Annotated in this window: 21 protein-coding genes; 8 read left to right on the top strand and 13 right to left on the bottom strand. The window is 72.7% G+C overall.

Annotated elements, in window-relative coordinates; translation table 11 throughout:
• Positions 1–16: 16 nt before the first annotated feature.
• The 7 genes from ACFYZ3_RS21640 to ACFYZ3_RS21610 all read right to left on the bottom strand — a co-directional run bounded on the left by ACFYZ3_RS21640 (position 17) and on the right by ACFYZ3_RS21610 (position 4,269).
• Positions 17–460, bottom strand: coding sequence for a nuclear transport factor 2 family protein (locus tag ACFYZ3_RS21640; protein ID WP_388520072.1), 444 nt, complete (start codon positions 458–460; stop codon positions 17–19).
• Positions 461–572: 112 nt separating this feature from the next.
• Positions 573–932: a DUF488 domain-containing protein gene (locus ACFYZ3_RS21635; RefSeq protein ID WP_388520070.1), complete on the bottom strand. Its 360-nt coding sequence runs from the start codon at positions 930–932 to the stop codon at positions 573–575.
• Positions 933–1,027: 95 nt separating this feature from the next.
• Positions 1,028–1,432 carry an STAS domain-containing protein gene (locus tag ACFYZ3_RS21630; RefSeq protein WP_388520068.1) on the bottom strand — a complete coding sequence of 135 codons (405 nt, stop codon included), beginning with the start codon at positions 1,430–1,432 and terminating at the stop codon, positions 1,028–1,030.
• A gap of 86 nt (positions 1,433–1,518) precedes the next feature.
• Positions 1,519–2,277: an IclR family transcriptional regulator gene (locus ACFYZ3_RS21625; RefSeq protein ID WP_388520066.1), complete on the bottom strand. Its 759-nt coding sequence runs from the start codon at positions 2,275–2,277 to the stop codon at positions 1,519–1,521.
• Between the two features lie 41 nt (positions 2,278–2,318).
• Positions 2,319–3,134 (bottom strand): SAM-dependent methyltransferase, encoded by an 816-nt coding sequence (locus tag ACFYZ3_RS21620; protein WP_388520063.1) that lies wholly within the window; start codon positions 3,132–3,134, stop codon positions 2,319–2,321.
• The gene (locus ACFYZ3_RS21615) at positions 3,131–3,400 is read right to left on the bottom strand and encodes a DUF397 domain-containing protein (protein WP_388520060.1); all 270 of its coding nucleotides are present in this window, start codon (positions 3,398–3,400) and stop codon (positions 3,131–3,133) included. The genes ACFYZ3_RS21620 and ACFYZ3_RS21615 overlap by 4 nt, the downstream gene beginning before the upstream one ends.
• Positions 3,397–4,269, bottom strand: coding sequence for a helix-turn-helix domain-containing protein (locus tag ACFYZ3_RS21610; protein ID WP_388520057.1), 873 nt, complete (start codon positions 4,267–4,269; stop codon positions 3,397–3,399). Before ACFYZ3_RS21610 ends, ACFYZ3_RS21615 begins: the two co-directional genes overlap by 4 nt.
• Before the next feature lie 99 nt (positions 4,270–4,368).
• On the opposite strand from ACFYZ3_RS21610, the gene ACFYZ3_RS21605 reads away from it, so the two are divergent.
• The 3 genes from ACFYZ3_RS21605 to ACFYZ3_RS21595 all read left to right on the top strand — a co-directional run bounded on the left by ACFYZ3_RS21605 (position 4,369) and on the right by ACFYZ3_RS21595 (position 8,209).
• On the top strand, positions 4,369–4,890 hold the full coding sequence (locus ACFYZ3_RS21605; RefSeq protein ID WP_388520055.1) for an ATP-binding protein: 522 nt from the start codon (positions 4,369–4,371) through the stop codon (positions 4,888–4,890).
• An 85-nt stretch (positions 4,891–4,975) separates the two neighbouring features.
• Positions 4,976–7,387, top strand: coding sequence for an SCO7613 C-terminal domain-containing membrane protein (locus tag ACFYZ3_RS21600; protein WP_388520052.1), 2,412 nt, complete (start codon positions 4,976–4,978; stop codon positions 7,385–7,387).
• A gap of 165 nt (positions 7,388–7,552) precedes the next feature.
• Positions 7,553–8,209 (top strand): YceI family protein, encoded by a 657-nt coding sequence (locus tag ACFYZ3_RS21595; RefSeq protein WP_388520049.1) that lies wholly within the window; start codon positions 7,553–7,555, stop codon positions 8,207–8,209.
• A 3-nt stretch (positions 8,210–8,212) separates the two neighbouring features.
• Here ACFYZ3_RS21595 and ACFYZ3_RS21590 read toward each other — a convergent pair whose 3' ends face one another.
• Both ACFYZ3_RS21590 and ACFYZ3_RS21585 read right to left on the bottom strand, forming a co-directional pair.
• A complete protein-coding gene (locus ACFYZ3_RS21590; RefSeq protein ID WP_388520046.1) occupies positions 8,213–8,896 on the bottom strand; it encodes a 2-phosphosulfolactate phosphatase in 684 nt (227 codons plus the stop codon).
• A gap of 110 nt (positions 8,897–9,006) precedes the next feature.
• Positions 9,007–9,978, bottom strand: coding sequence for a helix-turn-helix transcriptional regulator (locus ACFYZ3_RS21585; protein WP_388520044.1), 972 nt, complete (start codon positions 9,976–9,978; stop codon positions 9,007–9,009).
• Positions 9,979–10,092: 114 nt separating this feature from the next.
• On the opposite strand from ACFYZ3_RS21585, the gene ACFYZ3_RS21580 reads away from it, so the two are divergent.
• A complete protein-coding gene (locus ACFYZ3_RS21580; RefSeq protein ID WP_388520041.1) occupies positions 10,093–10,779 on the top strand; it encodes an alpha/beta fold hydrolase in 687 nt (228 codons plus the stop codon).
• A gap of 63 nt (positions 10,780–10,842) precedes the next feature.
• Here ACFYZ3_RS21580 and ACFYZ3_RS21575 read toward each other — a convergent pair whose 3' ends face one another.
• Positions 10,843–11,217 (bottom strand): VOC family protein, encoded by a 375-nt coding sequence (locus ACFYZ3_RS21575; protein ID WP_388520038.1) that lies wholly within the window; start codon positions 11,215–11,217, stop codon positions 10,843–10,845.
• Positions 11,218–11,433: 216 nt separating this feature from the next.
• Here ACFYZ3_RS21575 and ACFYZ3_RS21570 point away from each other — a divergent pair, with 216 nt between their 5' ends.
• Complete coding sequence (locus ACFYZ3_RS21570; protein ID WP_388520035.1) at positions 11,434–12,552, top strand: serine hydrolase domain-containing protein; 1,119 nt, start codon at positions 11,434–11,436, stop codon at positions 12,550–12,552.
• 33 nt (positions 12,553–12,585) lie between these two features.
• Here the strand turns inward: ACFYZ3_RS21570 and ACFYZ3_RS21565 are convergent, their stop codons facing one another.
• The gene (locus tag ACFYZ3_RS21565) at positions 12,586–13,707 is read right to left on the bottom strand and encodes an ABC transporter substrate-binding protein (protein WP_388520032.1); all 1,122 of its coding nucleotides are present in this window, start codon (positions 13,705–13,707) and stop codon (positions 12,586–12,588) included.
• Positions 13,708–14,013: 306 nt separating this feature from the next.
• On the opposite strand from ACFYZ3_RS21565, the gene ACFYZ3_RS21560 reads away from it, so the two are divergent.
• Complete coding sequence (locus ACFYZ3_RS21560) at positions 14,014–15,435, top strand: M1 family metallopeptidase (protein ID WP_388520029.1); 1,422 nt, start codon at positions 14,014–14,016, stop codon at positions 15,433–15,435.
• 7 nt (positions 15,436–15,442) lie between these two features.
• Here ACFYZ3_RS21560 and ACFYZ3_RS21555 read toward each other — a convergent pair whose 3' ends face one another.
• On the bottom strand, positions 15,443–16,309 hold the full coding sequence (locus tag ACFYZ3_RS21555; protein WP_388520572.1) for an endonuclease/exonuclease/phosphatase family protein: 867 nt from the start codon (positions 16,307–16,309) through the stop codon (positions 15,443–15,445).
• Positions 16,310–16,379: 70 nt separating this feature from the next.
• Entirely contained in the window at positions 16,380–17,648 is a 1,269-nt protein-coding gene (locus ACFYZ3_RS21550) for an FAD-dependent monooxygenase (RefSeq protein WP_388520026.1), read from the bottom strand.
• A gap of 79 nt (positions 17,649–17,727) precedes the next feature.
• Between ACFYZ3_RS21550 and ACFYZ3_RS21545 the strand changes: the two genes are divergently transcribed.
• Together ACFYZ3_RS21545 and ACFYZ3_RS21540 are read left to right on the top strand one after the other, a co-directional pair.
• On the top strand, positions 17,728–18,348 hold the full coding sequence (locus tag ACFYZ3_RS21545; protein WP_388520023.1) for a TetR/AcrR family transcriptional regulator C-terminal domain-containing protein: 621 nt from the start codon (positions 17,728–17,730) through the stop codon (positions 18,346–18,348).
• A gap of 73 nt (positions 18,349–18,421) precedes the next feature.
• Complete coding sequence (locus ACFYZ3_RS21540; protein WP_388520020.1) at positions 18,422–19,360, top strand: LysR family transcriptional regulator; 939 nt, start codon at positions 18,422–18,424, stop codon at positions 19,358–19,360.
• Positions 19,361–19,365: the final 5 nt, after the last annotated feature.

Below are 19,365 nucleotides of genomic sequence, written 5' to 3'. Positions count from 1 at the left end.
GCGCCGTGCGGAGTCCTCATTCCTGGTCCGTCCCGAACGCCTGGGCGACGGCGAGGCTGTCCTCGTACACGTGGTGCCGGGTGACGAGACCGTTCTCGACCGTCAGGTGGAGGGCGAACCGTGCGCGGTAGGCGCGTCCGGTGGGGCGGGCGGTCTGGCGGATCTCGCCGAGCACGACCGCGTCGTTCCCGTCGACGAGGATGCGCTCCACCTCGGTGTCCGCCTGCTCCGGCAGGTGGTGCTCGGCAAGCTCCCGGTAGTGGGCCGCCGCGTCCGCCCGGGTGGACCGGTGACGGATCCACGGCGTGGCCGGACGACCGTGCTCGGCCTCCGGCCAGTCGAGCCTCCAGTCGCCCCGGTCGGCGTACAGCCCGGCGATGTGCTCGGGGTCGCCCGTGCCGATCCTGCGCAGCAGCTCCTCCACCACGGAGCGGGTGTTCGTCGACGCGGACGCGGACATGGCAGACCTCCTCCTGGTCCGCATCCCGTCGATGCGGAGACCTCGCCCATCCTGTCGGCCCGAGCGCGGCGGGGCGATTACCTCCGAGGTAGGGCGGCGGGCGGGGGCTCCCTCAGGACCTGCCCAGCCACTGCGCGAGCGCGGCCGCCCCGCTGTGGTCCACGTCCTTGGTGGCCGTGAGCAGGGTCACCCTGGCCCCGGCCGCCAGGCCGCGCAGACGCTCCAGCGCGGCCTCGTGGTCGGGGTCCTCCAGTTCGGCGAAGTAGCGGCGCCGGAACTCGTCGTAGCGCTGTGGGTCGTGGTGGTACCAGCGCCGCAGATCGGCCGACGGTGCGACGTCGCGCAGCCACGCGTCCAGACCGGCCTTCTCCTTGCTGACACCGCGGGGCCACAGCCGGTCGACGAGCACTCGCGTGCCGTCCTGGGGCGTGGGACTTTCATAGATTCTCCGGTATCCGACCCGTGCCGTCATGATCCACCTTCCGGAGAGGATCCGGGCAGCGACTTCGGTTTCAAGTGAACCGCCGCGGGCGGGCCCGAACACGGGGGCAAGCGGTGACGGAGGCGTCAGCCGCGCACGTACGGCCAGCCGGCCAGTCCCTCCGCGCCGGGAGGCTGCGCGACGGCCTTGTCCACGGAGTCGTGGAAGGAGTAGACCGCCCCCAGGCCGCCGAGCGCGAAGACGTGCAGGAGCCGCCGGTCGGCACAGGCGATCCGCAGCGACCCGTGATGGGTCCGGATGAGCTTGGTCACGGCCACGATCATGCCGAGGCCCATGGAGTCGATGAAGGGCGTGTCGCACAGGTCCAGCACGAAGTGCCGGTGGCCCTCGGCGAGGCGTCGACCCACCTCGGCCCGGACTTGCGGGGCGAAGGCGATGTCGATCTCGTCGTCCGCCCGGACGACCGTCCAGCCGTTCGCCAGGTGACAGCCGACCTGCCCGTACGGCCCTGCGACGCCCTGCTCACTCACGTTCCGGCTCCCCTTGCAACCATGCCCGATTTGCCCGTCTCATCCAGGAAACGCGGTGGGGCCGCGATGCCACAAGAGCCCGGTTTTCAGATGGTGAGCGAGAGGCCCCGGGACACCCGTTCCGCGGTGGCGAGCAGCGTCGTCACGGCGTCGTCGAGGCAGGCCGTGCGGTTGATGTCCACGGAGATGCCGAGCGATCCGATGGTGTCGCCCCGGCGGACGGGGACCGCGACGCACGCGGTGCCCAGACGGTACTCCCCCAGGTCGGTCACGGCCGGGCCCCGCGGGGAGGCGTCCAGGCTCCGCAGCAGCTGGGCGCGGTAGGTGATGGTGCGCGGGGTGAGATCGTTCATCGCGTGGCGGGACAGGTAATCGGCGCGGGCGTCGGCGTCCAGCTCGCGCAGCACGCTCTTGCCCAGCGCCGTGGCGTGTCCCGCGTCCTCGAAGCCCACCCAGAGATCCACCCGGGGCGCCTTGGGGCCGTCCACGATCTCCGCGATCCGGATCTCGCCCTCCTCGTAGAGGGTGAGGTACGCCGCGGCCGACAGGTCGTCCCGCAGTTCGGTGAGCGTGGGACGGACCCTGCTGAGCGCCGTCTGGTCGCGGCTTCCCGCGTGCAGCGCGCCCAGCCTCTCCCCCAGGACGAACGTGCCGTCCTCGAGTTTGCGCACGTAACCGTCGTGGACCATGGTGCGCAGCAGGTGGTAGGTGGTGCCCAGGGCCAGACCCGTCTCGCGCGCCAGCTGCTTGGCCGGTACGCCGCTCTCGTGGGCGCCCACCGCTTCCATCAGGCGAAAGGCTCGCTGCACCGAGGAGATGAGCGTGGGGCCCTCCTGACCGCTCACCCCTCCACCCTGCGCCCCGCCGGAGGGGTCCGGCAAGTGCGCTACGGCTTGATGCCGACCCCGGCCCACAGGCTGACCCGGGCGTCGGTGGGGGCGTCGGGAGCGGCGGGCAGGTCAGGTCGCCAGCGGTGACCGACGGTGACGCCGGGGGTGAGGAGGTCCAGCCCGTCGAAGAAGCGGGCGACGTCCTTCTGCGAGCGGAACTGCACCGGTGTGCCCGCGCCGGTGTAGATGTCGGTGACCTTCTCCCAGGTGGGCGGGTCGAAGTCGGGCGTGCAGTGGCTCAGCGCGAGCGCGCTGCCCGCCGGGAGGGCTGCCATCAGCCGGTCGACGATGCCGTACGGGTCGCGGGCGTCGGTGATGAAGTGCATCAGCGCGTTCAGCGACAGGGCGACCGGCCGGGAGAGGTCCAGCACCTCGGCCAGTTCGGGTGCGTTCAGCAGGGCGTCGGGGTCGTTGACGTCGGCCTCGATGTAGGTGGTGCGGCCCTGCGGGGTGCTGCGCATGAGGCGCTCGGCGTACTTCAGGACGAGCGGGTCGTTGTCGGCGTAGACCACCCGGGCCTCGGGGACTACGGACTGTGCCACCTGGTGCACGTTCGGCTCGGTGGGGATGCCCGTGCCGATGTCCAGCCACTGCCGGATGCCGTGCTCCTGTGCCAGTACCCGAGTGGCACGGTGCATGAAGGCGCGGTTCTCCCGGGCACAGGTGAAGATGCCCGGGTAGGCCTCGGCGACCGCTTCGGCGGCCTGCTTGTCGACCGGGAAGTGGTCCTTGCCGCCGAGGTAGAAGTCGTACATGCGGGCCGAGTGCGGCCTGCTGGTGTCGAGGCCCCGCGCGGCCCGGGTGCTGCTCATGCTGTTCCCTTCCTGCGGCCGGCCGTCAGGTGGTCGGCCATGCCCTGCTTGACTCCTCGGACGAACGCGCCGATCTCCTCGCGTGTGTAGATGAGTGCGGGGCCGGCCGGGTCCGTCGACTGACGCACGGCGATGCGTCCGTCGGCGAGTTGCTTGGTCTCCACGCACTGGCCGCCGTTGGGGCCGCTCCACGGGCGTTCCCAGCCGCTTTCGCCGAGTTCGCCGGCGGGCATCCCGTTGTAGACGGACGCGTCGGTGGTGCTCATGAGTACTCCTTGCGCATGCGGTTCAGGAGTGCCGTGCTGTCCCGGGTCGAGGTGAGCAGCGACATCCGGTTGTGCGCCTCCAGGTGCGCGACGACGTCGGCCCGTTCGTCCAGGTACATCGACGCGGAGAGGATCTCGCTGTAGACGACGTCCGGCAGCTCCGGCTCCTCGAACCGGAAGTAGGTGAAGGGGGCGCAGGCCCCGACGTGGGCGCCGACGGCGAAGGGCAGGATGTCGATGCTGACGTGCTCCAGCTCGGACGCCTCCAGAAGCCGGTCGATCTGCTCGCGCATGACTTCGGGACCGCCGACGACCCGGTGCAGGACCGCTTCCTCCATGACCACCCAGAGGGTGGGCGCGTTCTCCCGCTCCAGCAGACTCTGCCGGCGCAGCCGCAGGCCGACGCGGCGTTCCAACTCCTCGTCGGAGCCGTTCGGAAAGCCTCCGCCCAGGACGCCGCGGGCGTAGGCGGGGGTCTGGAGCAGCCCCGTGACGTAGTGGGGTTCGTAGGTGCGCAGCGTGCCGGCGCCGGTCTCCAGACTGACGTACGCGGTGAACCAGTTGGGCAGCACGTCGCGGTAGGCGTGCCACCAGCCCGGTTTGTTGGCCTGCTCGGCGAGCGCGACGAACTCGTCTATCTCCTGCTGTCCGGTGCCGTAGGTCTGCAGGAGCTTTTCGACGTACAGGGGTTTGAGGGCGACTTCGGCCTTCTCCAGCCGGCGGATCGTCAGGGGCGTCACCCGCAGCGCCTTGGCGGCGTCGGCCAGTGAGGCACCCGCGCCCTGCCGCATGTCGTGGAGCCGACGCCCCAGGATCATGCGCAGCACCGTCGGGGCGCTGGTGCCCGCGCCGGTCCGAGCTTCACTCACGCCCCCACCTCCTGATGGGCTGTCACCGACGCCATTGTGACAGCGACTTGGTGACGACACCAGACTGAACGGGTCTTTCTGAAATTATCAGGGATTCGGTTGCAGGCTGAACTCGACGGCGAGCATAGTTGCGGTCGTGAGCATCGCGCCCGTCCTCACTGGAAGGCGATCACCGTGACCCCCCACACGAGCCCTTCACCCGGACTGTTACCACCGGCGCGCCCCGACCTGGAACACTGGTTCGACCTTCCCTCGCTCCGGGTCAGCGTGCGGACGGCGCGGGACACGGTCCGCCGGCAGCTTCGCACCTGGCGGCTTCCGGGCGACGTGTGCACCGACGCGGTGCTGCTCGTCTCGGAACTGGCGACCAACGCCGTGATGCACTCGGGCAGCGACCGCATGCTGTGCGGCCTGTCGCTGACCCCGCACAAGCAGCTGCGGATCGAGATGCACGACGACGGGCGCACCTCGGCCAGTCCGGCCGGTTGCGGCTCCGGCCCCCAGGACGAGAGCGGCCGGGGGCTGTTGATCGTGCAGCAGCTCGCCGACTCGTGGGGGACGGCCCGGTCCGGCCGCACCGGGGGCAACACCGTCTGGGCGGTTCTGCGGATCGAGTTCTGACCCCCACCGCAGCGCCGCGTCCCTGAGTACGAGCTGAGTACGCGCGCTCATGTCCCGGCACGTGGCGAGGACCACACTCCGAGGCATGACGAACCTTCCGCCCCCGGCCGAGGAGCTGCGGTTCCTGGACGCCGAGCTGCGGCAACTCGACCTGCGCCGCGCCGCCCTGCTGCGGCGCCGTGCGTGGCTGGTCCACACGCTGCGGGCGACCGCCGCCCGGCAGTCCGCCCTCGGTCCCGGGGCCGCGCCCGGGGGACCGCCCCCCGACGCCGGTGCCGCCGCACGCCGTCCGGAGGCCACCGCGCCCGGTGTGCAGAACGTGCTGCTGGTGCTCGGTGGCGTACTGCTGACGATCGCGGCGATCGCGTTCACCCTCGTCAGCTGGGGTCACCTGGGGATCGCGGGACGCGCTCTGGTGCTCGGTGCGCTGACCGTGGGGGCGCTCGGTGCGCCGGTGGCGTTGCTGCGGCGCGGGCTGAGGTCGACGGCCGAGGCGGTGGCCGCTCTCGGGACCGCCCTGACCGTTCTCGACGCCTACGCGCTCCACGAGGTGGCGTTCACGGAGACGGACGGCGTCGGGTACACGGCCGCCGTTTCCGCCGTCCTGGCGGCGCTGTGGGCCGTGTACGGCGTGCGCCTCAGCCTCCGGCATCCCCTCCCGCTCGCCGTGGCGACCGCCCATCTTCCCCCGCTCCTGTGGGCGGTCGCCGTCGGAGCGGGTCCGTACACGCTCACGGCGGTGTCGCTGGCGACCGCCGCGGGCGGCACCGCTGTCGCGCTGCGTGCCGCACCGCTGCCGGTGCGGATCGTCGCCGTCACCGGCGCACTGGGCACGGGCGCCGCCGGTGTGCTGTCGGCCGGGTGGCTGTGCTGGAGCGCGTCCGGCCCGGGCCCGGCGGCTCGGGCGGCGGCGCTCCTGGTCGTGGCGGCGGTGCTCGCGCTGGTGGCCGGCCGCTTCGTTCCCCGTCCGGAGATCTCCATGGGCGCCGCCCTCACGGCGGGTCTGTGCCTGGTCGCCGGGGCCGGTGGGGCGCTGCGGGTGACGGTGCCCGGCGAGTGGACGGTGCCGGGGTGCCTGGCCTGCGCGATCGCCCTGCTGGCGGCGGAGCGAACGCCCCTTCACCAGCCTTTGCGTCAGGGGTTGGTGCGCGCTTCGGCGGCGGTTCAGGGCTTCGCGGTGCTGTGGACGCTCCCCCTGGTCGCCGGGTGCCTCCTCGGTCCGGCGGTCCGGGGTGCGCGGCCCTGGTCCGGTACGCCGCAGGATTTCCGGGACGCCGTGTTCGCGGGCCTGCCCAGGCCGCCGTACGCGGGCACCGCGCCGCTGGTCCTCGCCGTGGTGGCCGCGGTGCTGGTGGTGGCCGGGCGCCGCACGGCTCGGCGCCCGGCGGTCACGGTGGTGGCGCTGGTCCTCGGCTGGGCGGCCGTCCTAGTCCTCCCGGTGGTGCTCCAACTGCCCTACGCTGCCGGTCTGGTGTCACATGCGGTCGTGGTCGCGGCGGCCCTGGGCCTCGCGGTGCGGACCGGCCGCGCCGACCAGCGGCTGTCGCCGCCGGCCCTGACGGCCCTCCTGCTGGCGCTCGTCACCTCGGTCGCTCTCGCCCTCGTCGCGCTGGCCTCCGAGCCCGCGACGATCGCCGTACTCGTGACGCTGACGGTCCTGTTCGGTGCCGTCGGCCGCCGCCCGGGAGCCGCGCCCTTCACCGCGCCCGCCGCCCTCTGCCACGCCACTGCCCTGGCCTGCGCGATCGGGGCGTCCACGGGCCGGCAGCCGCACCACACGGCGCTGCTGGTCCTCGTCGTACCCGCCGTCGCCGCCCTGATCGCGTCGCGGACGGGCGGGTCGCGCGCCACCGTACCGGTCGAGGTGGCCGGTGCGGCCGCGGGGCTGCTCGCACTCGCGCTCGCCGCGCCGGAGCCGCCGATGCTGGCCCTGGTGCTCTCCCTCTGCGGTGCCGTCGCGGCAGCCACCGCGCTGCGCCCGGAGCGGCGGGTGTCCGGCTGGGCGGCGGCCGCGCTGTTCCTGCTGGCCGCCTGGGTGCGCCTGGCGGCGTGGGACGTCGCCGCTCCGGAGGCCTACACCCTGCCGGTGACCGGACCGGTGTTGGTCGTCGGACTTCTGCGGCGGCGCCGTGATGCCGCGGTGTCGTCGTGGACTGCGTACGGCTCCGGGCTGGCCGTCACCCTGGTGCCGAGTCTGCTCGCCGCCTGGGACGACCAGCACTGGCTGCGTCCGCTGGCGCTCGGCGTCGCCGCGCTCGCGGTGACGCTGGCGGGCGCCCGGCACCGGCTCCAGGCGCCACTGGTCCTCGGCCCGGGTGTGCTCGCGCTGGTGGCGCTGCACGAACTGGCCCCGTACCTCACCCAGGTCGTCGGCGCGCTCCCCCGCTGGGCCCCTCCCGCCCTGGCCGGTCTCGTACTGCTGGTCCTCGGCGCCACTTATGAGCAACGGCTGCGGGACGCCCGTCGGCTGAGGGAGGCGCTGGGGCGGCTCCGCTAGGACAGGCCCTTGGGCCTGCCGTGTGCACGAGCGAGGGGCCGCGTGTCCAAGCCGTGCAGCTTTGCGGTCGGGGTCATGGAACCCGGACGAGGTCACCCATCTTGCCGTGGGCCATTGATCGACTTCGTGGTAACACGAAGTGATCGCATTCGAAAGGGCCGACTCATGGGTATCTTCAGCCGTCGCCAGACCGCCACCGCCACCGCCGAGCAGCCGTCGGCCGCCGGGCCGGCCCCGTTCGCCGCGCGGTCCGCGACCGCGGCCGCCACGCTCGACCCGGCCCTTCGCGCCCTGACCGGGCGATGGACCATCGACCGCCCGCACAGCCGGATCGGATTCTCCGTGCGGCACGCCATGGTCACCACGGTCCGCGGGGCGTTCACCGACTACGACAGCACGCTCCACTTCGACGGAGACCGCCCCTGCGAGTCCCGGGCCGACCTCGTCATCCGCGTGGCCAGCGTCGACACCGGCGTGGAACAACGGGACGCCCACCTCGTCGGCAAGGACTTCTTCGACGCGCGGCGCCACCCCGAGATGACCTTCCGCTCCACCTCCACCGCCCAGGAGTCCGCGGGGAGCTTCCGTATGACGGGCGACCTCACCATCCGGGACACGACCCGCCCCGTCGAGCTCCAACTGGACTACCTCGGCTCCGTCGTGGATCCGTTCGGCTACGAGCGGGCGGGTTTCGACGGGACCACCACCATCGACCGCCGGGACTGGGGTCTGGTCTACAACCAGCGGCTCGAGGCGGGCGGCAGCATGGTGAGCGAGAAGGTCCGCCTGCAGTTCGACATCTCCGCGATCCGCGCCTCCTGAGTCTCACGACCGGGGCGCGTCGTAGGGACGCAGGACCATGAGCGAGTCCTCCGGAGCCGCGACCATGGCGAAGGGAAACCGGTCGAGTTCGAGGCAGAGGGCGACGTCATCGGGATGGACGCCCCGACGCACACCCTGGGCCAGCTCGGTGGCGGCGCGCGACGCGGCGGCACGGCGGAGGAACCCGGCGGCGTCCGCACCGTTCCCGGTGGCCCGGCGCGCGATGTACTGGGCACACGCCAGGTCTTCGTCGGCCCGGCCGTCCTCGCCGGTGACCACGAACGTGACGTGCTCGGCGGCGCGTGTCCGCAGCACCCGGGCCGTCGCCTCCGCGACCACGAAACCGGCGCACAGCACCAGCGCCGCGTCCTTGACCGCGAGGGCGCCGACGGTCCCCGCCGTGGTCTTCTGCACGACGGTCCGTCCAGCGAGGTCGGCGGAGCGCAGCAGGCCCGGCGAGTTGACCAGGTCGAAACCGGGCGTGAGCGGCCCGTCCCTGAGCGCCACCCGGTCCGGGTCGCGCTCCTTGAGGGCCAGGGCTTCGTCCAGCGACTCGGCGAGAACGATCTTCTCCGCCCCTTGGGCGAAGGCCCAGGCGGCCACGGTGAACGCGCGCATCACGTCGACGACGACCGCCACGGACGGAGCCTCGACCACCTCGGGTATGCCAACGAAACGAGTGTCCATCCGGGTCATGATCGCGGATGCCCGGCAGCGGTGTCACACCTGCGGGCAGGGGGACCGTGGATGCTTGTTCCCGCGGTTCGACGAGCGCGACTCGGTTTCGCCGCCCCCGGTCACGTCTTTGAGTCGTGGTCCGTCACCGCCGCGGTGAAACGCTCCGCGAGGGCGGTGGCAGCGGCACGCAGTTCCTTACCGCCCTCCACGCGGAAGGCGAAGGGCACCCTCGCGAGCCACTCCTGCGCGTACATGTCCGGGTTGCGGGTGCTGCCGACCAGGACGCAGCCGTCTCCCAGGGGTTCGAGCCGTCCCATGGGCGGGCGGATCCAGGGGGCGACCTCGGCGGGCGGGGCGTCGAAGACCACGCGGGTGTCGAACCGCCATCCCGTGCCCAGGTTCTCCTCCAGCACCGCCACCGGGTCGAAGTCCACCGGCGCGTCGAATCCGTGGCCGGTGCTGCGGACCTCGCCGATCCGGTCGACCCGGTAGGTGCGGACGGCGTCCGCGCGGTGGGAGTGGCACAGCAGGTACCAGCGCCCGTGGCGGACGACGAGGGACCAGGGGTCCGCCTCCTCCTCCCATGCGTTGCCGGCCTCGCTGCGGTAGGCGAGCAGCACGCGGCGCCGGTGCGCGACGGCGTCGACGAGCGCGCTGGTGACGGCCGGATCCGGGTGGGCCGCGTACGGGTCGGGGGCGGCGGCCGCGTACTCCCGCAGCAGTGCCGCCTGCCGGCCGACGCTCTCCGGCAGCGCCTTGACGACCTTGCCCAGGGCGGTACCGACGAGGTCGTCGGCGTCGGCCACGGCAGGCCGGCCGCCGAGCGCCGCCATGACCAGGCCGAGTGCCTCGGCCTGGGTGAAGTGCACGGGCGGCAGCCTCGTCCCGCGTCCCAGCCGGTATCCGCCGTGCGGTCCCCGGGCCGACTCCACGGGGATGCCCGCCTCTTTGAGGATCCCGACGTACCGGCGCGCCGCTCGCTCCGTCACGCCCAGCCGTACGGCGAGTTCGTCGGCCGTCGTGGTGGGGCGGGTCCGGAGGATCTCCAGGGCTCGCAGCGCTCGCGCGGTGGGACCGGGGTCGTTGGGCACGGAAGCAGGCTAGTCCGCGCCGCGGACGCCAGGAGTGGGCGCGGTGAGGAAACCGGCAGTGGAACGTCCGGATCTCCTCCTACGGTGAAGTCACGCAGACGAAGGGAACAGCTCATGGACATCGTGCTCATCGGCGGCCTGTGGCTGGACGGATCCGTGTGGGAGCGCGTCGCGTCCACGCTGGAGTCGCTCGGCCACCGTCCGGTGCCGCTCACGCTCCCGGGACAGGGAGACGGCGCGGCGGCCGCCACGCTCGACGATCAGGTGGCCGCGGTACTGGCCGCGGTGGACGCGGCGCCCGGCAGTGCCATGGTCGTGGGGCATTCCGCGGCCTGCGCACTGGCCTGGCTGGCGGCCGACCGGCGGCCGGGGCGGCTGGCCAAGGTCGCGCTCATCGGCGGCATCCCGACCTCCGACGGTCAGCCGTACGCGGACTTCTTCGAGGTCAGGGACGGCGCGATGCCCTTTCCGGGCTGGGAGCCCTTCCAGGGGCCCGATGCCGCCGACCTCGACGAGGCGGCGCGGCGTGAGCTGGCGGCGGCCGCGATCCCGGTGCCCGAGGCCGTGGCCCGGGGCGTGGTGCGGTTGTCCGACGAGCGCCGGTACGACGTGCCGGTCGTGGTCGTGTGCCCCGAGTTCACGCCCGCGCAGGCGCGGCAGATGATCAGCGCGGGCGACGTTCCGGAACTCGCCCGGGCCAAGCACGTCGACTTCGCGGACATCGACTCGGGCCACTGGCCCATGATCACCAAGCCGGTCGAGCTGGCCCGGATCCTGGCCGCGGCGGCCGAGGAGAACTGAACGGACGCCGTCTGCGCGGAAGCTCGTCGCGGCAGGACGCCCGGTGCCCGGTGCCCGGTGCACTCAGTGGAGGCAGAGGCAGAACGGATGGCCGGCCGGGTCCGCGTAGACGCGCCAGTTGGCACCCGGGCGGAGCTGGTCGGTCCGCTCCAGGACGGTCGCGCCGAGTGCGAGCGCCCGCTTCTCCTCGCCTTCGAGGTCGTCGACGTCGAAGTCCAGATGGAGCTGCTGGGGACGGTCCTGGCCGGGCCATTCGGGCGGGCGGTAGCCGTCCACCCGCTGGAAGGCCAGCGGCGTCCCCTCGAAGCCGTGCACCTCGAGCCAGTCGGAGTCGTCCGGATCCGCGACCACCCGCCCGCCGAGCAGCTCCGCGTAGAACGACGCGAGCCGTGCGGGATCCGCGCAGTCCAGCGCGACCGCCTGCAGCTTTCGAATCACGTCCGACACTCCTCGCTCTTCGGGCCCCTGCGTTACGCCTTGTACCGGAACGTCCTACCCGGGGCGGCGCCGGGCATGCGCGGCGGCGGGCCGCACCGGATTCTTCTTCGCTCCCTCTTTGCACTTGGTGTTGCGCGCATGCTGCACGCGCCGCGTGCATAATGGGTTCAAGAGCATGCCGAAGACCACCGAAGAGCCGGGGAAAGGACACCTGCCATGAGTGACTCGCTGGATCCCGAGGTACTGGGCGCAGCCGTCGAGAACGTCCACCGCGCCGGGATGCCGGGCCTGTTCGCCGAGGTGCGGGACGGCGACCAGGTCTGGCGGGGCGCCGCCGGGGTCGCGGATGTCGCCACCGGCCGCCCGGTCACCCCCGACATGCGCCACCGGGTCGGCAGCATCACGAAGACCTTCACCGCCGCCGCGGTCCTGCAACAGGTCGAGCAGGGACGGATCGCTCTCGACGCGCCGATCGGCCGGTACCTCCCGGGCCTCCTTCCCGACGGCCGCGGCGAGAGCGTCACGGTCCGCATGCTGCTGAACCACACCAGCGGTCTCGCCGAGTACCTGCCGCACGCCTACTCGTCCCTCAAGGCGTTCCCCGCCCTCGCGGACACCGGACCCCAGAGCCTGGACGAGCACCGGTTCACCCGGTTCGACCCCGACGAACTGATCGCACTCGGCCTCGCCGCACCCGCCGTCGGCCCCCCGGGCGGCACTCCGGGCCTGTACTCGAACACCAACTACCTGCTCCTGGGCAAGCTCCTGGAACAGGTGACCGGCACCAGCGCCGAGCGCTGCATCACCCGGAACGTCATCGAGCGCGCCGGGCTCCGGGACACCGAGCTGCCCACCGGACCGTACGTGGGCGAGCCGCACTCGCGCCTCTACGAGTCCTGGTTCGGCATGATCGACCCGCCGCGCGACTACAGCGTGTACGACATGTCGTGGGTGGGGCCGTCGGCGTCACTGATATCGACCGTCTCGGACCTCAACCGCTTCTTCGGGATGCTGCTGGCCGGCGAGATCGTGAGCCCGTCGTCGCTGGCGCAGATGCGGCGTACCGTGCCGGTCGTCTCCCAGGAGGGGCGGACGATCCCGTACGGCCTCGGCCTGCACCCGCTGGAAGCGCCCGGCCAGGTCACCTTCTGGGGCCACGGCGGCACCGCCTGGGGTGCCGGGACCCTGGCCGTGATCAGCGCCGACGGCAGGCGTCGCACGGCCGTCGCGGTGAACCTCCAGAGGTGGAACGCCCTCGACTCGGCGGGCAGGCCGCAGCCCCATCCCATCGACGACGCGCTCGCCGCCTTCCACCGCGTGGCGATGTACGGCTGACCGGCCGCCGCGCCCCCGAGGAGGCTGCGCACGTCAGCCGGTGTGCAGGACCCGCAGGCGGCCGGGTTCCGCCGGATCCCGGTCGACCACCTGGACCGGCGCCCAGACCCATTGCCACACGCCGCTGCCCGGCGTCCGGGAGAACCGGATCCGCCCCCGGGTTCCCGCGACCGAGACGCTCGCCCAGGATTCGGCGGTCCACGCCCGGTCCGGGCCGTGCGAACGCAGCGCGTCGGCGAGGACCGCCACCGTGTCGTAGCCCTCGAAGGCGACGAAGGAGGGCGCTTCGGCCAGCCGCTCGCGCAGGGCCGTTGCGACCCGTGCGCCGAGCGGGCCCAGGTGCTCGGGCAGGTAGCGCAGGAAGGGAACCGCGGCGCCGTCCGCGCCCAGCGACGTCGCCCAGCCGGCGAACTCCGGCTGCCCGGCCGGGGCACCGATCATGATCCCGGCCAGGCGCGGGTCGCGGCGCAGGGACCGGACGATCGACACGGCCGGCTCGGGGTGACCGACCAGCAGGAGAAGCGCGGTCGCCTGCCGGTCCACGACCGTGTCGCACACCGACGCGGCGGTCGACCCGCGCACGTCGATTTCGACGACGGTGCCGTCGTGCCGCGCGAGGTGGTCCCGCAGGAGGCGGGTGCCGCACGCCCAGTAGACGCTGCTCGGGTCGGCGGCCACGGCGATGCGGCGGTGGCCCGCGGCGAGGAGGTGGTCGGCGTAGATCCGCCAGCCGTGGGACTGAGCCGGGGCGAGGCGCGCGACCCACGGCGTCGGCTGTTCGGTGAGCGCGTCGAGCACGGCCGAAGCGCACAGGAACGGTACGCCCAGGGCGTCGGCCCTGGCGGCAGCGGCACGAGCGACGACGCTGTGGTACTCCCCGGCCAGCGCGGACACGCCCAGCCCGGCCAGTTCCTCCACGGCCACCGCGGCCCGGTGAGGATCGGCGGCGGTGTCCCGCACCACCAGCTGCAGTGGTCTGCCCAGGATGCCGCCCCCGTCGTTGACTTCGCGTACGGCCAGTTCCATTCCGGCGAGCAGGTGCCGGCCCGCCTCGTCCCAGCCCGGCCGGGTCAGCGGCGCGAGCGCGCCGATCCGGACGTGCCCGTTCGTCTCGTCCCGCCTCGGCAGAGGCTCTTGGGTGACCATGGCGGTCATTGCATCCACCACCGGCGCCGACGGCAACCGATTATGCGTTCCGCTCCGCGATCGACGCGTCCGCGCCCGGCCTGGCCCGGACTGGCCTGGGGCTGTACCTGTGCGGCTCACTCGGTTTCGGCGCGTGCAACGGGAGCACCCTCGCCCCTTCCCCGACGGTTTCCACGCGACGCGCGAAGACCTGGCCGGGCCACTCGCGTTCACCGCCACGGCCATCGGGGCCGGGCTCGCCCACGGCACCCGGCGGGACCGAGGCTTCGGCGAAGTCGGGGTAGCCGGCGGGGAGTTGTGGCAGTATCCGCTGTCATGTCGCCGCTTGGCACGCCCCTGCCCGCCCCGTGGTCGCACCGGGGCGGTCGTCGTCTGTTCGTGGTGCTGCTCGTGCTGCTCCTGGCGGTGGGCACGCCGGCGGGTGAGGCCGGCGCGGCAGCCGGGGCCGCCGGGACCGCGGCGACACCCGATCGCGCCCGCTACGACGTGGACCTGCGCTCCGACGCCGACGGCGGCCACTGGACGGGGCGGCAGCGGGTGTCCTTCCGCAACGCGTCCGACCGGCCGCTGCGCGAGGTGTACCTGCGCCTGTGGGGCAACGGCGAGGACGGGTGCGGGACGCCCGGCGGGCCCGGTGTGCCCGCCGCGCCCTCCCCCGTCGTCGTGTCGGGTCTGCGCGGTGGCACGGCGGACCCGCTCACGGTGAACTGCACGGCTCTGCGCGTCGCCCTGCCGAAGCCACTCGCGCAGGGGAAGCGGGCGTCCGTCGCCTTCGACGTCTCCATCACGGTGCCCGACCGCAATGCCCGCTTCGGCCGCGAGGGTGCCTTCCGCTTCCTCGGCAACGCACTGCCGGTGCTCGCCGTGCACGACGCCGAGGGGTGGCACCTCGACCCGTACGTGGCCGTCGGCGAGAGCTTCTACGCCCTCGCCGGCGACTTCAGGGTCCGCCTCGACCACCCGTCGGACATGGCGGTGCCCGCGACGGGCCGCACCAGGACCCGCCCGGGAGCCCCGGGACGTTCGGTGACCCTCAGCCTCGCGGAGCGGGTGCGGGACTTCGCCTGGGCCGCGGGACCCTTCCGGACGGCGGCGGAGACCACGCCCGGGGGTGTGCGCGTGCAGTCGTTCTGGGCGCCCGGCAACCCCGCCACGGGCGTCCGCCTCGGCCGCGCGGAAGCCGTCGCGGCCGTCGACCGGTTCGGCCGCGAGTTCGGCCACTACCCCTACGGCGAGATCGATCTCGTGATGACCAGCGGGTTCGGCGGCGGTATGGAGTATCCCGGCCTCGTCCTGCTCGGCACCACCGAGGAGGGCAACGCCGTCGTCCACGAGTTGGCGCACCAGTGGTGGTACGGCATCGTCGGCAACGACGAGTACGCCTCGCCGTGGCTGGACGAGAGCTTCGCCCAGTACGCCAACTTCCGCTTCTACGGCGTGGAGACCCGCGACTGCTGGTCGGACGTCTACTGGCCCGACGAGGGCACGGAACTGACCGCGTCCATGGACTACTGGTCGCGGCACCGCGGCGAGTACCACCTCGTCTACACGGCCGGTCCCTGCGCCCTGGCCGACCTGGAGCGCACCCTCGGCGCCGACACCATGGCCCGGCTCCTCAAGCGCTACGCCCGGGACCACTGGTACGGCGTCTCCACCACCGAGGACTTCAAGCGGGCCGCCCAGTCCATGACGGACGAGGACCTCGGCCCCTTCTGGGAGAGCCACCGCATCCGGTGACGGGGCCTCAGGTGACGTCCAGGTCGGCGTACAGCATGTCGTGGTCCGAGTGCGCGGTGCGGACCACGCGGTGCTCGCGGGAGGCGATGCCGCGCAGGAAGACGTAGTCGAACTTGCTCTGCCAGTCCGTGGTCGGCTCGCAGGTGCCGACGGGCGCGGGGTGGCACTGCGGGTCGGTGTCCGTGGCCAGGGACCACATCGGGTCGAGTTCGGAGGCTTCCGGCACGGCGTTGAAGTCGCCGACGACTATGGCGCGTTCGTGCCGGGCGACTTCCCTGGCGAGTACGCGGACCTGGTCCGTCCTGAACTCCTCCTGGCGGCGCTGGGCGAGGTGCGTGTTGAACACCCGGACGGACCGGCCGCCCACCTCGGTGGTGACGGCGAGGTATCCGCGGTCCTCGGAGCCGCCGTCGGGGTACTCGACGTTGACCGCGTCCGTGATCGGTGCCGCCGACAGGACGGCCTGGCCGAAGCCCCCGGGATTCCACGGCGCTCCCCCGCAGCGGCCCCAGTTCTGCAGGACCGACCCGTGTGCGACGTGGTAGACGAGCCCGTGGAAGGCCTCCAGGTAGTCCCGGATCCTGTCCACGTCACGTGCGCAGGCTTCCTGCATGCCGATGACCTGGGGCGCTTGCGCGGCTATCTCCGCGGCCCGGTCGAGGTTGCTCGCGTCGCAGGGGTTGCACAGGTTCCACGTCATGACCCGGTCGGGTACGACGTCCTTGACCGCTTCGACGGGCATCGACCTGCCCGACAGGGCACCGCCGGGGGCGCTCGGCCCCACCAGTGCCACGCAGGCCAGCGCCACCGCGCAGACGAGCAATCGCGAGCCGCCCCATTTGAGCACCGCCGCCTCCTCGGTGTGGACACACATGGCAACCGCCGTTCCCACGGACGAGGTTATGGCACCGAGGTGCGGGCCCCGGCACCGCCCGGCACACGCCTCATCCGGCGTCGCGGCTTCGGCCCATCGGCAGGTCGGGGAGCCGCCAGTCACCGCCCCGGTCGGTCTGCGAGCGGCGCGCGACGAGATCGGGGACGCGCAGTCGGCAGGCGAGTGCCGTGAGCGCGTGGAAGGCGTCGACGCCCAGCCGGCTGCCGGGCATGCCCAGGCGCAGGAGGTGCGGTTTCACCTCGGCCTGTATCTCGTCCACGAAGGGCCGCAGCACGGTGTCGTAGTTGGCCAGGGCGGTGGGCAGGTCGTGGCCGTGCCGGTTGAGCTCGCCGGCCAGGACGTAGGCGCCGACCAGGGCGCCGGAGGTTCCCATGCCGCTGTAGGGGGAGGCGCAGTGCGCCGCGTCGCCGACCAGCACCACGCGGCCCTTGGACCAGGTGCCGGTACGCACCTGAACGACCTCCTGGGAGTAGAAGCTCTCGGTCCGCTCCATGCCGTCGAGGAACCGCTCCGTCTGCCATCCCGCGTCGCGGAACCTGTCGGTCCAGAACCGCCGCTGCCGCTCGGCCGGTTCCCGGTGGACGGCCGAGGCCTGCGCGGAGCGTTCCCGCAGCACGAAGTAGACCTGGGTCTCGGTCGGGTGGTGACTCCTGCGCATGATCATCCGGCCGCCGGGTGCGAGGTAGGTGTCCCGGATGTTGCTGTCCGACGCGATGCGCGGGACGAACCAGTAGGCCATGTGGATCCCCACCCGCCAGTAGGGGTCGGGGGCGTCCTGCGGCAGGAGGGCCCGGCGGATGCGCGAGCCCTGCCCGTCCGCGCCGACGAGGAGGTCGAACGCGTCGGACGAGCCGTCGGAGAAGTGGGCGACGACCCGCCGCTCGTCCTGCTCGAAGCCTTCCACGCTCGTCCCGAACACGTGGTCCACCTTCTCCCGTGCCGCCTCGTGGAGGATGCGCACCAGGTCGCCGCGCATGATCTCGTACTCGGACGTCAGGGTCTGACGGCCCCGGCCGGAGGTGTTGGCCATGATCGTCGCCCGTTTCCTGCCCCGTCCGTCCACGAAGGCGACCCCCGCCTCGTCCACGAGCCGGCTCCGGACGGCGTCCAGGAGCCCCATGCGCTCGACCGCTTCGATGCCCTCGCCCCGGAGGTCCACCTGGGCTCCCGTGGCCCGCAGTGCCGGGAAGCGTTCGACGACGGTCACCCGGTGACCGCCCCGGGCGAGCCAGTGGGCCAGCGCCTGACCGGCCACCCCGCCGCCGCAGATCAGGACCTTCAGAACGGCGTCGGTGGACGCCGGTGATCCGTGGGTCATGTCGCACCCTCGTTTTCTATCGCTGATAGGTACGCTTTGCAGAGTCACCTATCACCGATAGATTGTCAATGTGGCGAAAATGAACCGCGAGACCGTCCTCACCGAGGCGCTCGACCTGCTGGACGAGGTCGGCCTGGACGCCGTCAGCACACGACAGCTGGCCAGGCGTCTGGGCGTCGAGCAGCCGTCGCTCTACTACCACTTCCGGAACAAGAGGGAACTGCTCGGCGCCATGAGCGAAGCCGCCATGGCCCCGCACGCGACGGCTCCCCTGCCGACGCCCGCCGACGACTGGCGCGACTGGTTCCGGGAGAACACGCGCAGCTTCCGGCGCACCCTGCTGGCGCGCCGCGACGGCGCACGCCTGCACGCCGGGAGCAGCCCCGGCGGCGCGGACCTCGACCGCATCGCCCACAAGATGGCGTTCCTGACCGCGGCGGGCGTGCCCGCGGAACCGGCAAGGACCGCGATGCTGGCCGCCGGCCGCTTCACGGTCGGCAGCGTCCTGGAGGAGCAGGCGGACACCGGCCACGGCGACGGCACGGACCGCTCGGCCGCCGTGCCGCCCGATCTGCCGCCGGACGTGCCGCCGATGGACCACGAGTCCGCCTTCGAGGCGGGCCTGGCCCTCATCCTGGAGGGACTGGAACAGCAGGTGAGGCGCGCACAGCACCCGGACGGGACCGGCCGGGACCGCTGACCGTCCCGCCCCGGGAGGTCCGACGGCACGCGCGCGCCACAACCATCGGTTGGGCGGCCCTATGCTCGCCCCCATGGACACGGAGGCGGTGCGATCATTCGTCCGCGCGGCCGAGCTGGGACAGCTGCGGCACGCGGCCGACGAGCTCGGCGTGACGCAGCAGGCCGTCTCGAAACGGATCGCGGCCCTGGAGCGCACCCTGGACGTCCGGTTGTTCACCCGCACTCCCCGAGGGGTCGAGCTGACGCTCGACGGGCAGGCCTTCCTGCCGCACGCGCGGAACATCGTCGCGAACGTCGACCGCGCCGTCACCGCGATCCGACGAGGCTCGCGGGCGCTGCGGATCGACGTCCTGGGCCTGCGGTCCGCGCAGGCCGTCGTCCTGCACGACTACTGGCGCTCCCATCCCGGAACCGCACTCGACGTGGTGACGCTCAAGGTCGACGACCCGCGTCTGGCGGTGGCCGCCGTACAGGCGGGCGACGTCGACGCCTCCTTCCGCTCGGTCACCGACCCGGCCGCGCTGCCGCCCGAGGTGCGGATGATCCACGCGTTCCACTCCCCGCTGGAACTCGTCGTCGGCCCGAGGCACCCGCTCGCCTCCGCGCGCACCGTGACACCGGCACGGCTGCGCGGGCACCGGATCTGGGTGCCCGGTATCGCGCCGGGCAGCGAATGGGCGGACTTCTACGCGCAGCTCACCACGGAGTTCGGACTCCGTGTGGACGCCGCGGGCCCGAACTTCGGCAACGAGGTACTCCTCGACGTCCTGGCCGACTCCGAGGACGTGGCCACCCTCGTGGGCTCGCGCGACCGGTACGTCTGGCCGACCGGCCACGATCTGCGCCGCATCCCGATCGCGGGTCCGACACTCGCCTACCCGCTCTCGCTGCTCCTCCCCCGGGAGAATCCGCATCCGGGACTCCGGGCGGTCGTCAACCACTTCGCGAACCTGGCCCCGCTGCCCGAGGACACCTGGCTGCCCTCCTGGGCGACGGGCCGGCCGGAGTAGGCCCG

Source organism: Streptomyces sp. NPDC001599 (assembly GCF_042893535.1).
Classification (GTDB): domain Bacteria; phylum Actinomycetota; class Actinomycetes; order Streptomycetales; family Streptomycetaceae; genus Streptomyces.
The sequence above is the reverse complement of the archived record's forward strand: the minus strand, read 5'-3'. Positions and strand labels throughout refer to the sequence as shown.

Coding starts and splice junctions, on each gene's coding strand:
- ACFYZ3_RS21640 (WP_388520072.1), bottom strand. CDS start 460: ATGTCCGCGTCCGCGTCGACGAACACCCGCTCCGTGGTGGAGGAGCTG.
- ACFYZ3_RS21635 (WP_388520070.1), bottom strand. CDS start 932: ATGACGGCACGGGTCGGATACCGGAGAATCTATGAAAGTCCCACGCCC.
- ACFYZ3_RS21620 (WP_388520063.1), bottom strand. CDS start 3,134: ATGAGCAGCACCCGGGCCGCGCGGGGCCTCGACACCAGCAGGCCGCAC.
- ACFYZ3_RS21615 (WP_388520060.1), bottom strand. CDS start 3,400: ATGAGCACCACCGACGCGTCCGTCTACAACGGGATGCCCGCCGGCGAA.
- ACFYZ3_RS21600 (WP_388520052.1), top strand. CDS start 4,976: ATGACGAACCTTCCGCCCCCGGCCGAGGAGCTGCGGTTCCTGGACGCC.
- ACFYZ3_RS21595 (WP_388520049.1), top strand. CDS start 7,553: ATGGGTATCTTCAGCCGTCGCCAGACCGCCACCGCCACCGCCGAGCAG.
- ACFYZ3_RS21590 (WP_388520046.1), bottom strand. CDS start 8,896: ATGGACACTCGTTTCGTTGGCATACCCGAGGTGGTCGAGGCTCCGTCC.
- ACFYZ3_RS21580 (WP_388520041.1), top strand. CDS start 10,093: ATGGACATCGTGCTCATCGGCGGCCTGTGGCTGGACGGATCCGTGTGG.
- ACFYZ3_RS21570 (WP_388520035.1), top strand. CDS start 11,434: ATGAGTGACTCGCTGGATCCCGAGGTACTGGGCGCAGCCGTCGAGAAC.
- ACFYZ3_RS21565 (WP_388520032.1), bottom strand. CDS start 13,707: ATGACCGCCATGGTCACCCAAGAGCCTCTGCCGAGGCGGGACGAGACG.
- ACFYZ3_RS21560 (WP_388520029.1), top strand. CDS start 14,014: ATGTCGCCGCTTGGCACGCCCCTGCCCGCCCCGTGGTCGCACCGGGGC.
- ACFYZ3_RS21555 (WP_388520572.1), bottom strand. CDS start 16,309: ATGTGTGTCCACACCGAGGAGGCGGCGGTGCTCAAATGGGGCGGCTCG.
- ACFYZ3_RS21550 (WP_388520026.1), bottom strand. CDS start 17,648: ATGACCCACGGATCACCGGCGTCCACCGACGCCGTTCTGAAGGTCCTG.
- ACFYZ3_RS21545 (WP_388520023.1), top strand. CDS start 17,728: ATGAACCGCGAGACCGTCCTCACCGAGGCGCTCGACCTGCTGGACGAG.
- ACFYZ3_RS21540 (WP_388520020.1), top strand. CDS start 18,422: ATGGACACGGAGGCGGTGCGATCATTCGTCCGCGCGGCCGAGCTGGGA.